Annotated in this window: 13 protein-coding genes; 5 read left to right on the top strand and 8 right to left on the bottom strand. The window is 60.5% G+C overall.

Annotated features, from left to right (window positions below):
• Positions 1-29: 29 nt before the first annotated feature.
• Together IB245_RS28200 and IB245_RS28195 are read right to left on the bottom strand one after the other, a co-directional pair.
• A complete protein-coding gene (locus IB245_RS28200; RefSeq protein ID WP_008034623.1) occupies positions 30-959 on the bottom strand; it encodes a pyridoxal-phosphate dependent enzyme in 930 nt (309 codons plus the stop codon).
• A 102-nt stretch (positions 960-1,061) separates the two neighbouring features.
• Entirely contained in the window at positions 1,062-1,853 is a 792-nt protein-coding gene (locus IB245_RS28195) for an SDR family NAD(P)-dependent oxidoreductase (protein WP_192496274.1), read from the bottom strand.
• Positions 1,854-1,977: 124 nt separating this feature from the next.
• On the opposite strand from IB245_RS28195, the gene IB245_RS28190 reads away from it, so the two are divergent.
• A complete protein-coding gene (locus IB245_RS28190) occupies positions 1,978-2,922 on the top strand; it encodes a GlxA family transcriptional regulator (protein ID WP_192496273.1) in 945 nt (314 codons plus the stop codon).
• A 363-nt stretch (positions 2,923-3,285) separates the two neighbouring features.
• Positions 3,286-3,945, top strand: coding sequence for a methyltransferase family protein (locus IB245_RS28185; RefSeq protein WP_192496286.1), 660 nt, complete (start codon positions 3,286-3,288; stop codon positions 3,943-3,945).
• Between the two features lie 107 nt (positions 3,946-4,052).
• On the opposite strand, the gene IB245_RS28180 is transcribed toward IB245_RS28185, so the two are convergent.
• From IB245_RS28180 to IB245_RS28160, 5 genes are all read right to left on the bottom strand, one after another.
• Positions 4,053-4,721, bottom strand: a complete 669-nt coding sequence (locus IB245_RS28180; protein ID WP_192496272.1) for an HAD-IA family hydrolase — start codon at positions 4,719-4,721, stop codon at positions 4,053-4,055.
• A gap of 76 nt (positions 4,722-4,797) precedes the next feature.
• The gene (locus tag IB245_RS28175; protein WP_192496271.1) at positions 4,798-5,205 is read right to left on the bottom strand and encodes a response regulator; all 408 of its coding nucleotides are present in this window, start codon (positions 5,203-5,205) and stop codon (positions 4,798-4,800) included.
• A gap of 271 nt (positions 5,206-5,476) precedes the next feature.
• On the bottom strand, positions 5,477-5,776 hold the full coding sequence (locus tag IB245_RS28170; protein WP_192496270.1) for a pentapeptide MXKDX repeat protein: 300 nt from the start codon (positions 5,774-5,776) through the stop codon (positions 5,477-5,479).
• A gap of 71 nt (positions 5,777-5,847) precedes the next feature.
• On the bottom strand, positions 5,848-6,627 hold the full coding sequence (locus IB245_RS28165; protein WP_192496269.1) for a molybdopterin-dependent oxidoreductase: 780 nt from the start codon (positions 6,625-6,627) through the stop codon (positions 5,848-5,850).
• Entirely contained in the window at positions 6,624-7,232 is a 609-nt protein-coding gene (locus tag IB245_RS28160; protein WP_192496268.1) for a cytochrome b/b6 domain-containing protein, read from the bottom strand. The genes IB245_RS28165 and IB245_RS28160 overlap by 4 nt, the downstream gene beginning before the upstream one ends.
• Positions 7,233-7,421: 189 nt before the next feature.
• Between IB245_RS28160 and IB245_RS28155 the strand changes: the two genes are divergently transcribed.
• Positions 7,422-8,357 carry a class I SAM-dependent methyltransferase gene (locus IB245_RS28155; RefSeq protein ID WP_192496267.1) on the top strand — a complete coding sequence of 312 codons (936 nt, stop codon included), beginning with the start codon at positions 7,422-7,424 and terminating at the stop codon, positions 8,355-8,357.
• Positions 8,358-8,489: 132 nt separating this feature from the next.
• Here IB245_RS28155 and IB245_RS28150 read toward each other — a convergent pair whose 3' ends face one another.
• A complete protein-coding gene (locus IB245_RS28150; protein WP_192496266.1) occupies positions 8,490-9,263 on the bottom strand; it encodes a helix-turn-helix transcriptional regulator in 774 nt (257 codons plus the stop codon).
• A gap of 111 nt (positions 9,264-9,374) precedes the next feature.
• Here IB245_RS28150 and IB245_RS28145 point away from each other — a divergent pair, with 111 nt between their 5' ends.
• Positions 9,375-10,478 (top strand): polyamine ABC transporter substrate-binding protein, encoded by a 1,104-nt coding sequence (locus IB245_RS28145; RefSeq protein WP_192496265.1) that lies wholly within the window; start codon positions 9,375-9,377, stop codon positions 10,476-10,478.
• 127 nt (positions 10,479-10,605) lie between these two features.
• Positions 10,606-11,721 (top strand): P1 family peptidase, encoded by a 1,116-nt coding sequence (locus tag IB245_RS28140; protein WP_192496264.1) that lies wholly within the window; start codon positions 10,606-10,608, stop codon positions 11,719-11,721.
• The last annotated feature ends 452 nt before the right edge of the window (positions 11,722-12,173 follow it).

The following is a 12,173-nucleotide window of genomic DNA, read 5'->3' as shown; positions in this document are numbered from 1 at the left end:
GGCGTTTACGGCCCTGCTTCGCTTGCCGGCTACTTTGCGCTTTCAGCGGATGAACGCGCCCATCCGGCAACGAGTTGTGCGTTGATGCTGACGCCACCGCACACCACGATCACCACGTCATGGGCATCGGCAATTGCCGGGTGGTCCAGATAGCCGATTGCCAACGAAACACCGCACGCCGGTTCAACCAGCTGGCGCAAATCGTTGGCGTAACGCACCACGCCCATGATCGCTTCGTCATCGCCGAGCACCACGCATTGGTGAGGAAAATCGAGGATGTGTTGCACCGGCCAGGCGGCCACTTGAGCCGCGCCGAGCGAGGTGGCAACGGTGTCGATGCGCGAAAGCCTGACCGGATGCCCGGCCTTGATCGCGGCCGAAAAAGACGCCGCACCCATGGTTTCGCAGGCGATGATGCGGCAATCCATACGGCCATGCCGAATCAATCCCGTAAGAATACCTGCCAGCAAACCACCGCCCCCCACCGACGTCACCAGCGTATCGACTTGAGGGCAGTCCTCGAGAATCTCATCGATCATCGTGCTGTGCCCTTCCCACAACACCGGATGATCGAAGGCCGGCACGTATTCGGTGTCTGCCCCTTTAGAAAGTTCCTTCGCCCGCTGATTGGCGTCGTCCCAGACCTTGCCGTGAACGATCACTTCGGCACCGGTTTTGCGAATCCTCGCGCGCGTGCTTTCCGGGGTGGTGTGTGGCACCACGATGCAGGCTTGCAACCCCAGGCTGGCCGCCGCCACAGCGGTGGCGAAACCGGCGTTGCCACCGGAAGGACAGACCACCTTGCGCTTGCCCTCGGCCTTTGCCTGGCTGCACAACAGCCCCATGCCGCGCAGTTTGAACGAGCCGCTGGGTTGCAGGTTTTCCAGCTTGAGCCAGATCCGCCGAGTGGGGGTCGACAAACCCGGGTGCAGGATCAGGGGTGTTCTGATGTGAAGCATGTTGGGTTCCTCGGGCGCACACCGACGGGTCGAGTTCTTCAACCAACCGGTGTTGCACGGTCCTTATCCAAGCTTAGATCACCCTGGCCCGAGCTTGCTGTTTCAACGATAACGCGGTGCCGCCGTGGAGTTGCCGAACAAGCCCGACAAGGTTTTGCGCTGGGCTTCGTAACGATCCCACTGCTCGCCATCGTGCAGGCCCGGAATGGTCACCACTTCCCCGCTCGCAAGCCCCACCAATGCGGCGTCGACCATGTCCTCAGCGGACATCACGATCTCCTGCGGCAGGTTTTCCACCGGGTTGCCGGCCTCGCTCCAGAAGTCAGTCGCAGTGGCGCCGGGCAGCACGGCCTGAATACGGATGCCTTTATCCGCCAATTCGTGGTGCAGCGATTGGCTCAGGCCCAACACAAATGCCTTGGTCCCGCCGTACACGCCGTTGAGGATTTCCGGCGCAATTGCGACGATCGAGGAGATGTTGATCACGGTTCCAGTGCCACGGGCGACGAAGCCTGGCACAACCGCGTAGGCCAGGCGCATCAGCGCGGTGACGTTGAGGGTGATCATGTCTTCCATGTCATCCACCGGGCTGCCCAGCAGCGGCATCACGGCGCCGACCCCGGCGTTGTTGACCAGCAATGTAATGCTGGCGTCGTTACGCAGAATGCCTTCAACCCGGCGCAGATCGGCCCGGTTTTTCAGGTCGGCGGCGACCACCTCCACGGCGCGCCCGGTTTCGTTGCTCAGGTGATTGGCCAAGGCGTTCAGTTTGGCCTGGCTGCGGGCGACCAGAATCAAGTCATACCCCTGACGGGCGAGACGGTCGGCGTAGACCGCGCCGATGCCGGAAGAAGCGCCTGTGATCAGGGCGGTGCCTTTGGACGAGAGAGCCATGTTCAGTTTCCTTCACAGTGAGGCGAGGTGTTCGCCGGGTGTGAACAGTTATAAATTGACTGACACTTGTCTCAAATGACGTTTAAAGTACGTTTTCAGGACATATCCTTTTGAGGAGCCGGCAATGACTTCCGTAGCGTTTGTGGTGTTTGAAGGCTTCCAGTCCATGGCGCTGGCGGCGATGCCGGTGTTCGAATACGCCAACTTCAGCGCTGGCGAGACGCTTTATACGGTGAGTGTGGTGTCCGAAGACGGCCGCCCCCTGCGCGCCTCCGGTGGTTTGAGCGTTGGCACCGAAGCGTTTGGTGAACGGGTGTTCGACACGGTGATCGTGGTCGGCGGCGATGCCATTCTCGAGCAGGCGCCCGAGGGGGTATTGAATTACCTGCGCGGCAGCATCAAGACCGCACGGCGCACGGCGTCGATCTGTTCCGGTGCCTTCGTGTTGGCCCAGGCGGGTTTGCTTGAAGGACGGCGGGCGACCACGCATTGGGCGTACGCACGGGAACTGCAGGCGCGGTTTCCGTCGATCAAAGTGGAAGAGGATCGCATCTACGTGGTCGACGGTTCGATCTGGACGTCCGCCGGGATGACCGCCGGTATCGACCTGGCGCTGGCCATGGTTGAAAAGGATCACGGCGCCGAACTCGCCCGCGCCGTGGCGCAGAAACTGGTGATGTACCACCGGCGCGCGGGCGGCCAGTCCCAGCACTCGGCGCTGCTGGAACTGGAGCCGAAATCCGACCGCATCCAGACCGTACTCGGTTATGCCCGCGAACACCTTGCCGAAGCGTTGTCGGTGGAACACCTGGCGGACGTGGCGAGCCTCAGTCCGCGCCAGTTCAGCCGGGCGTTTCGCGCCGAAACCGGGCAGTCGCCAGCCAAAGCCATCGAAAACCTGCGCCTGGAAGCCGCTCGACAGATGCTGGAACGCGGACGGTTGACCCTCGATCAGATCGCCACCGAAACCGGTTTTAGCGACCGCCGGCGCATGCGTGAAGCCTTCCTCAGAGCCTTCGGCCAACCGCCGCAAGTAATTCGCCGCAACGCCCGAGCCGAGGTTCTGTAGGAGTCGGCTTGCTGGCGATTGGCCCTTGAGGCAGATGGTGATTTTGAAAATGCCATCGCCAGCAAGCCGGCTCCTACAGGGTCCGGGACAATCCCCGTGTCCTCCGTCATATGCACCATTTGTAGGAGCCAGCTTGCTGGCGATTGGCTCTTGAGGCAGGTGGTAATTTTGAAAATGCCATCGCCGGCAAGCCGGCTCCTACAGGGTCCGGGACAATCCCCGTGTCCTCCGTTATATGCACCATTTGTAGGAGCCGGCTTGCTGGCGATTGGCCTTTGAGGCAGGTGGTGATTTTAAGAACGCCATCGCCAGCAAGCCGGCTCCTACAATGAATGGTGTATTCGTTCAATGTGCGGGGTGACTATGAAGATCTCGGCCAGACTGGCGTTTTTCGCCATTGTCAGCACCCTCGCCTACCTCGGGCTCGCCGTATGGGGGCTCGGCGGGTGGGCCGCTTTTTTTTCTCACGGGGCGCTGCTGGTGGTTGTGTTGGCGACGCTGCTGATGACGGTCGCAGTGCTGTTCACCGAGGTCAACCTCAGCTCCGGCGAACGTGAAGACCGGGCCAATCGCTGGGTGCTGCCGGCCTTCGGGGTGATCGGGATAGCGAGCGGTTTTCTACCCGCCTACACCGACCGGATCGACTTCTGGACCTTCGGCGGTGAAGGCGTGCGTTGGCTCGGGGCGTTGGTGTTCATCATCGGCGGTGCGTTGCGCATGTGGCCGGTGTTTGTGTTGGGCAAGCGTTTCAGCGGACTGGTGGCGATTCAGCCGGGGCATAGCCTTGTGACAGAGGGGATTTATCGCCGTTTGCGTAACCCCAGCTATTTGGGGATGTTGGTGATTGCGGTGGGTTGGGCGCTGGCGTTTCGTTCGGGCGTTGGCCTGTTGCTGGCAGCGTTGACGGTGATCCCGCTGATTGCCCGCATCCACGCGGAAGAGGCGCTGCTGCGGGCGCAGTTTGGCAGTGAATATGAGGCGTATTGCAGCCGTAGCTGGCGGTTGATTCCCGGCCTCTATTAACGACATCGTTCCTGTAGGAGCCAGCTTGCTGGCGATGGTGTGTCAGTCGACATCGATGTGGCGGATAGACCATCGCCAGCAAGCCGGCTCCTACAGGGGAGGTGTTGTTACAAAGGAAGCAGGCGGAGATGGCCGTCGGGGTCAACCTGGACGGTGACCGAGTCATAATCGACCATCGTCGCATGCGGCGTTTCGATCGGATGGTCGTGAGTCGAGGTAATGATCATAAGGTCTGCCCCAGCGGCTTGCGCGGCGAGAATGCCGACCGTGGCATCTTCGAAAATCAGGCAATCAGTCACTTCGACTCCTAAGCGCCTGGCCGCCAATCGATAACCCGCCGGATCGGGTTTGCCGGCGCTGACGTCTTCCGCCGTGACCATCACCGCAGGCTCGGGAATCCCCGCCGCCGCCATCCTTCGCAGCGCGAGCGCTTTGGGCGCAGAGGTCACGATGGCCCACTGGCTGGCTGGCAGCGACGTCAGGAAGCCCGCCGCTCTGCGCACCTCGACAATTCCCTCGACATCATCGATTTCCGCTTGGGTAATCCACGCTGCTTCAGCCTCGGCATCGACGCCCGGCAATGCCTGACGGTTGATGGTGTCGATGGCCCGGACGCCGTGAATGGTCGGCAGAAAAGACTCCACATCCACGCCATGGCGCAAGGCCCAGACGGTCCAGATGCGCTCGGCGGCGGCGATGGAATTGAGGACGGTGCCGTCCATATCGAACAGAAAAGCGCGATAAGGCTTGTTGAAAACCGATGGTTGAGCTGACAAGGATGAGCGTCCTTTTGCAAGAGCCGGGCGAGTTTTGCCGAGCAATGTAGCATTGGCTTGTCCGCCGCGTGTTGTTTCAGCCAACCGTCTTCGACTTCAACGCACCTTCCACGCAATCGAGCAACTGCCCCAGCGCCCAGGGTTTCTTGATGAACGACACCTCATGCCGCACGCCGGAAGTCTGCGGCGTTTCGAAGCCGGACATGATCATGATCGGCTTGCCCGGCCAGCGGTCGCCGAACTGATTGGCCAGATCGGCACCGTTGAGTTTTCCGGGCATGGTGATGTCCGTCAGCAGCAACACCACCTTGTCTGCGTGCTGCTCCAGGTAGCCCGCCGCAGCATCCGCACTGATCTGAGGTTCGACGGTGAAACCCTCCTCCTGAAGAACTTCGCAGAGAAACTCCAGGATCAGCGGGTCATCTTCAACCACAAGAATCAACCCGCCTGGAAGGTTCCCGCCCGCCGTCGATACTGGACACATGACTTTGCCACTCCCTGATTACCGAATGAATTCGCGGGCTCAAATCCGCTGCCTACAGGTATGAGCAGCGGACTCGGCGGAAATTCATTTTTGATACAGGGAGTCGACGAAATCAGGCGTCCTGCAAAATCAGATCGGCGCCTTTCTGGAATGCAAAAACCTGTAGGAGCGAGCCTGCTCGCGAAGACGGCTTAAAATTCAACATCACTGTTGACTGACCTGACGCCTTCGCGAGCAGGCTCGCTCCTACAGGGGATCGGGTTGTTTTGGCTTACTGCGACATGTTGTCCTTTTTCATGGCGTCCTTGGACATCTCGTCTTTTTTCATCCCGTCCTTGGACATGGCATCTTTTTTCATCGCGTCCTTGGACATGGAATCCTTTTTCATCGCGTCCTTGGACATGGAATCCTTTTTCATCATCGAGTCTTTTTTCATGGCGTCCTTGGACATCGAATCTTTGCTCATGCTGTCCTTGCTCATGCCATCACTGGTTGTCGTCTCGGCGGCAAACACGCTGGCGGCGCCTACGGCGAGGCACATGGACAATACGACGGTGGTCAACTTTTTCATGATGAAACTCCTTGAAGCACAGGTTGCGATTGAACGCAGCGTGAGCCGCGCTGTGAAGTTGGCGGGTGCCGTCAGCTGCCACCGAACCAGTTGTAGCCCTGGTCTTCCCAGTAGCCACCGCTGTAGGTGTTGCTGACGAAAATCGCCTGAATATGTTTGGGGTTTTTGTAGCCGAGCTTGGTGGGCATGCGCAGCTTCATCGGAAAGCCGTATTCGCGCGGCAGCACCGCGCCGTCATAGGTCAGCGCCAGCAACGTCTGTGAGTGCAGCGCGGTGGCCATGTCGATGCTGGTGTAGTAATCGTCGGCGCATTTGAAACCGACATATTTGGCATCGGTGTCGGCTCCGACCCGCTTGAGGAAATCGCTGAACCGCACGCCGCCCCAGCGCCCGATCGCGCTCCAGCCTTCGACGCAGATATGCCGGGTGATCTGCTCGTTCTGCGCCATCGCGCGCAGCTCTTCGAGGCGCCAGCTGCGCTTGTCGGCGACCAGGCCGGTGACTTCCAGTCGATAGCTTTCTTCCTCAACGATGGGTGCCTCGTCGATGCCATAGAAAGCGTTAAAGGGAAACGGCCGGGTGATCATCGACGCCGGATAGGTCGGTGCCAGTGCATCGGGATTGAACAGCCAGCCCTGCACCCGATCGTTGAACCGCGACATGGATGACAACGCGGTCTCGACGCTTTCGTTGTCGGTCAGGTTGCAGCCCGACAACATGGCCACGCCGCCGAGGGTCAGCCCACGCATCAGGAACGAACGGCGCGAGCGGTCTTCGATCTGTGGCGCAATGATTTTCCGGGCGTCTTTGAGGATGGATGACTCATCTAGGCCTGCGATGGGCTTTTTCATACGGGCTCCTTGCGACCGATAATCATGGCCAGCAGCGTTTTGGGAACGAGTGCGACCATCACCAGATGCACCGCGACAAACGCCACCAACAGCGCCATCGCGATGAAATGCACATGCCGCGCGGCTTCGTAACCGCCGAGTAATTCACGCAACAGCGGAAACTGGACTGACTTCCACAACACCAGCCCGGAGACCACCAACAGCGTGATATCGAGCATCACGAACAGGTAAGCCAGCCGCTGCACCTGGTTGTAATGACTCAGCTCGGCATGCCCCAGCCGCCCGCGCAATGCGGCCCACAGGTCCTGCAGAACACCTTTGGGCGACACCGGGAAAAAGCGTCGAGAAAGACGACCGCTGACGAGGTTGATGATCAGGTAGACAAGGCCATTGATGGCGAGGAACCACATCGCCGCGAAATGCCATTGCAACGCCCCGCCGAGCCAGCCGCCCAGCGTGATGCCTTTCGGGAAACTGAAGTCGTAAAGCGGCGATGCGTTGTAGATGCGCCAACCGCTGGTGACCATGACCAGCACCGCCAGGGCGTTCAGCCAATGGGTCAGGCGCAGCCAGCGCGGATGGGATGAAGCAGGAATCGGCGACATGATCGGCTCCCGGCGGTTGTTGTTATTCGTTGGAGCCGAGTATGGGAGCCGACAGATCGCCAAATCCTCACGTAAAGTTAAATTAACCGTGATAACTCAGGCCCCTGCTCCTACAGGGAATTGGGTTGTCAGCCCAAGGAGTGCATTTGTGGTTAAAATGCCGCCCCCTCAAATGACCGACACCGCCCGATGAACTCAGACGCGCTCACCACCCTCCACGACCATCTGCTGACCGCCCTGGCCGCGGCACCCGCAGAAACCCGCCGACTGTTCCACGGTCGCGGACGGTGCTGGCCGGGGCTGGAGCAATTGACCGTCGACTGGCTGCAAGGCGTGGTGCTCGTGTCATTGTTCAAGGAACCGGAAGCGGCGCAGCTGGAAGCGCTGAAACAGGGGTTGATGGCGCTCACTCAATCGCCGGCGTGGGCGACATCCGGCGCGCATACGTTGGCGCTGCAACATCGCTACCTGCTGCAAAGCACCACCGAATGGCTGGTCGGGGAAGTCATCGATGACATGACCATCACCGAAGGCGGCCTGCGTTATCGCGTGGACCTTGGGCGCAAGCAGAACACCGGGCTGTTCCTCGACATGCGTTACGGCCGCGATTGGGTGCGCGCCAATGCCGAGGGCAAGCGCGTGTTGAACCTGTTTGCCTACACCTGCGGTTTTTCCGTGGCGGCCATCGAGGGCGGTGCCGAACATGTGGTCAACCTGGACATGTCCAGCCCGGCCCTGAACCGTGGTCGCGACAATCACCGGCTCAACGGCCACGACATGAGCAAGGTGAGTTTCCTCGGCCACGACCTGTTCAAGTCCTGGGGCAAAGTGATCGGTAAAGGCCCTTATGACCTGGTGATCATCGATCCGCCGTCCTTCCAGAAAGGCAGTTTTCTGCTGACCAAGGATTACCAGCGCGTGTTGCGTCGGTTGCCGGAGTTGCTCACGCCACAGGGCACGGTGCTGGCCTGCATGAACGACCCGGCGTTTGGCGCGGATTTCCTGATTGATGGCGTCATGCGCGAGGCACCGAGCCTGCGGTTCGAGCAACGGCTGGAGAATCCGCCGGAGTTTCCGGATGCGGATGTCGAGTGCGGGTTGAAGGCGTTGGTGTTTCGGCAGTAACACCGAGTTGCTTCCATCGCGAGCAGGCTCACTCCCACATTGGAATGCGGTCAAATGTGGGAGTGACGGTGCGACGATTCGACCTGCTCGCGATGGGGGCCTGACAGGCAACAAATCTCTTTGATTGGCCAGTCAACGCGGCTGCAACACCAACGCAAACAACTCTCCATGCCCGTTCACGTTGAGCTTGTGATAGACGTTGCGCCGATGCACTTTCACCGTTTCCGGCGAGATCCCCAATTGCTGGGCAATCGCCTTGCTTGAAAAGCCCTGAAGAATCAGGCGCGCCGTTTCGATTTCGCGCACCGTCAAACGCGCATCGAAGCGATCCAGCAACGTCGCCAGATCCCCGGCCACGGCTTCGGCAACCGGGCCTTCTGGCGGCATCAATTGCAGGTGACGGCGCATCGCCGCCAGCACCCAGTCACGCACACAAAGCAGACGGCCCTGCTCTTCCAGGGTAAAACGCGTCGAACGGCCGAGTGACAAACCGAGCACGGAATCTTCGACGTTGATCATGAACTGCAACTCGTCGTCGCCCACCACCGAGCGGAAGTAACTCAGGTAGTACTCGCTTTGCTGAAACTGGTCTGGCGCCAGCGACTCTAGGCTGTGCAAGCCATCGGCAATGCCTGCACACGCGGCCTGATAAAACGGATCGAGCAGGTACATGCCGGCGCTGTAACCGGCCAGTTCCTCATGCTCGTCGGCGCTGCCCTTGGCGTCGAAATCGATCAGCAGGCGCGGCACTCGCCCCGGCCGCAACACCGCAACCAATGCGTTGTCCAGCGGCACCAGCAACCGCAGCGTGTCGACCAGTGCGCGCCAGAAACTGTCCCGGCCCAACGCGCCAAACACCCGCGCCAGGCCCTGGTGCACCGGCAACTCTTTCAGCAACGCGTCCACGCTCTACCCCTTTCGAGTAACCCATGATGGGAATGGGTGAGTCCCCGGCCTGCCGATACGCTGCAAGCACCTGTTCATCACCGGCCTGCAGCAGGCCAGGAGTGCCGCATCATGAGTCGTCGCCTTCAACAGATCAATCTCGGGTTGAGCGCCTGTTTGTGCGTTTCGCTGTCGGCGTTGGCTGCCGAAAGCCCGACGGTTCACGTTTACAACTGGTACGACTACATCGGACCCAACACCCTGCACGACTTCAAGCGCGACACCGGGATCGAGCCGGTTTACGACACTTTCGACAGCGCCGAAGTGCTGGAAGGCAAACTGCTCACCAGCCGCAGCGGTTACGACGTGGTGGTGGCCAGCAACTTCAGCCTGCCGACCCTGATCAAGGCCGGCGCCCTGGCACCATTGCCCCACGCGCAGATGCCTGACTTCAAAAACATGGATGCTGACCTGCTGGCGAAACTGGCCAACAACGATCCGGGCAATCAGTACGCCGTGCCGTACCTGTGGGGCACCAACGGCATTGGCTACAACGTCGATAAAGTCCGCGCCGCGCTGGGCGACAAGGCACCGGTGGACTCCTGGGAGCTGGTGTTCAACGAAGCCAACCTGGCCAAGCTCGGCCAGTGCGGCGTGGCCATGCTTGACTCGCCGTCGGAGATGCTGCCGGTCGCCCTGCACTACCTCGGCCTGCCGCCCAACAGTACCAATCCCGAGGACTACAAGAAGGCCGAAGCGCTGCTGCTCAAACTGCGTCCGCACATCGCCTATTTCAACTCGTCGAAATTCATCAGCGACCTGGCCAACGGCAACATCTGCGTCGCGGTGGGTTGGTCCGGCGCGATGCTGGAAGCCAAGACCAACGCCGAGCAGGCCAACAACGGCGTGAAGATCGCCTACTACCTGCCGAAGGAAGGCGCGCCGGTGTGGTTCGACACCCTCGTGTTGCTCAAGGACGCACCGCACCCGCAGCAGGGTCTGGCCTTCATCGACTACCTGATGCGCCCTGAAGTGATTGCCCCGGTCAGTGATCACCTCAACTACCCCAACGGCAACCGTAGCGCCACGTCGCTGGTGGCCGAAGCGACTCGCAATAACCCGGCGGTGTACCCGTCCGCGCAAGCCTTGGCCACGTTATTCACCCTCCAGCCGCTGCCGCCGGCTACCGAACGCGTGCGCACGCGGATCTGGAGCAAGGTCAAAAACGGGCAGTGAACCCGCTTTTGTAGGAGCCGGCTTGCTGGCGATGGCGTCCTCAAGAGCGCTTCGCCAGCAAGCCGGCTCCTACAGGTTCGAATGCCTCCAGTTATTTTTCTGCCAGGAATTGAAGATGAGAGAAACAATGAAACCACGTGCCCGCGACCTGAACCTCCAGTTCGGCCAACTGCAACCCGGCCCGCTCAATGCCATCACCGATGTGCCCGGCGTGCGGGTCGGCCACAGTGATGTGCGAGGTCGCACCGCCAACGGTCGCGACATCCTGACCGGCGTCACCGTGATCGAGCCGCGTGCCGGTTCCACCAGTCAGCAACCGTGTTTTGCCGGCGTCCATGTGCTCAACGGCAACGGCGATGCCACAGGCCTGGAATGGATCCGCGAAGCGGGCCTGCTCACCAGCCCGATCGCCTTCACCAACACCCACAGCCTGGGCGTGGTGCGCGATGCGTTGATTGTGCTGGACCGCGAACAGCAACCGGATGACGGGCGACTTTACTGGAACATGCCGGTGGTGCTGGAAACCTTCGACGGCTTGCTCAACGACATCAACGGTTTCCACGTCAAACCCGAGCACGTGGCCCAAGCCCTGCGCACGGCGACAAGCGGGCCGGTGAAAGAAGGTGCGGTGGGAGGCGGCAGCGGCATGATCTGTCACGAATTCAAAGGTGGCATCGGCACCGCTTCGCGACGTTTGAATGCAGTCCAGGGTGGTTGGACAGTGGGCGCCATCGTCCAGGCCAACCACGGCATCCGTAACGAATTACGCGTCGACGGTTACCCGGTCGGGCGCTATATGGAAAAGGCTGACTCGCCATTCCTCAAGGCATCGTTGCCGCATCCGGGCATGGGTTCGATTGTGGTGTGCCTGGCCACCGATGCACCGTTGCTGCCACATCAATGCACCCGCCTCGCCCAGCGCGCCAGCCTCGGTCTGGCGCGGACCGGTGGCGGTAACGAAGACCACAGCGGCGATATTTTCATTGCCTTTGCGACCGGCAACGATGTGCCACCCGCTGCTTATGAGAGCAAGAAGGCGCCGACAACCGAGAACCTGAGCATGGTCAACAACGACCACATCAGCGAGTTGTTCCTTGCCGCTACCGAAGCCGTGGAAGAAGCAATCATCAACGCTCTGCTGGCCTGCGACACCGCCGAGGGCAATGGCCATGCGGTGCCGGGGCTGGACGCCGAAACGCTGCTCAACGCCTTGCGTCGTGCGGGCTGGCCGGGACGCGACTAGCGGTACTTGAGTGCCAAACTCCATCTTCCTACGATGATTCTACGCAGCCGTTTGTTTGCTCAACTCGAGCGGTTGCGTAGGTGGTGAGTGATCTGAACCCCTACCAAGCTCACCGCCTGTTTCACGTGCATCTTGAGCCTCAAGGGCTCTACTTTTTCCCCATCAAAGAGCCTTGAGGCTCTTTTTTTTTGCATGGGTGACAGACCAGAAAAAGCCCGGCATCTGATCGTAGTCATGCTGTTTAATTGTGATTTTTTGGATTGGGTGGGGGGCATATCCGTTGCTGCGGTGATGCTGCTATTGGTTTCGCTTTTACAGCGAGTCACTTTCGAAAAGCCTGCGCGGCCCGGCGGAAAGTAACCAAAGCGCTTTTGCCCCTTTCGTTCGGTGCCTCGCTGTGGCTCGGCATACCCTCGCTCCGGTCCTGCTCCGTGGGCCCGCCGCCATCGGCC

The sequence above is a fragment of the Pseudomonas sp. PDM02 genome, assembly GCF_014852285.1.
Classification (GTDB): domain Bacteria; phylum Pseudomonadota; class Gammaproteobacteria; order Pseudomonadales; family Pseudomonadaceae; genus Aquipseudomonas; species Aquipseudomonas migulae.
Note: the sequence above shows the minus strand (reverse complement) of the source record. Positions and strands in the feature narration are given on the sequence as shown.

Bases quoted from the DNA above. Each gene is read 5' to 3' on its own strand.
- IB245_RS28200 (WP_008034623.1), bottom strand. From the start codon at position 959: ATGCTTCACATCAGAACACCCCTGATCCTGCACCCGGGTTTGTCGACC.
- IB245_RS28195 (WP_192496274.1), bottom strand. From the start codon at position 1,853: ATGGCTCTCTCGTCCAAAGGCACCGCCCTGATCACAGGCGCTTCTTCC.
- IB245_RS28190 (WP_192496273.1), top strand. From the start codon at position 1,978: ATGACTTCCGTAGCGTTTGTGGTGTTTGAAGGCTTCCAGTCCATGGCG.
- IB245_RS28185 (WP_192496286.1), top strand. From the start codon at position 3,286: ATGAAGATCTCGGCCAGACTGGCGTTTTTCGCCATTGTCAGCACCCTC.
- IB245_RS28175 (WP_192496271.1), bottom strand. From the start codon at position 5,205: ATGTGTCCAGTATCGACGGCGGGCGGGAACCTTCCAGGCGGGTTGATT.
- IB245_RS28170 (WP_192496270.1), bottom strand. From the start codon at position 5,776: ATGAAAAAGTTGACCACCGTCGTATTGTCCATGTGCCTCGCCGTAGGC.
- IB245_RS28165 (WP_192496269.1), bottom strand. From the start codon at position 6,627: ATGAAAAAGCCCATCGCAGGCCTAGATGAGTCATCCATCCTCAAAGAC.
- IB245_RS28160 (WP_192496268.1), bottom strand. From the start codon at position 7,232: ATGTCGCCGATTCCTGCTTCATCCCATCCGCGCTGGCTGCGCCTGACC.
- IB245_RS28155 (WP_192496267.1), top strand. From the start codon at position 7,422: ATGAACTCAGACGCGCTCACCACCCTCCACGACCATCTGCTGACCGCC.
- IB245_RS28145 (WP_192496265.1), top strand. From the start codon at position 9,375: ATGAGTCGTCGCCTTCAACAGATCAATCTCGGGTTGAGCGCCTGTTTG.
- IB245_RS28140 (WP_192496264.1), top strand. From the start codon at position 10,606: ATGAAACCACGTGCCCGCGACCTGAACCTCCAGTTCGGCCAACTGCAA.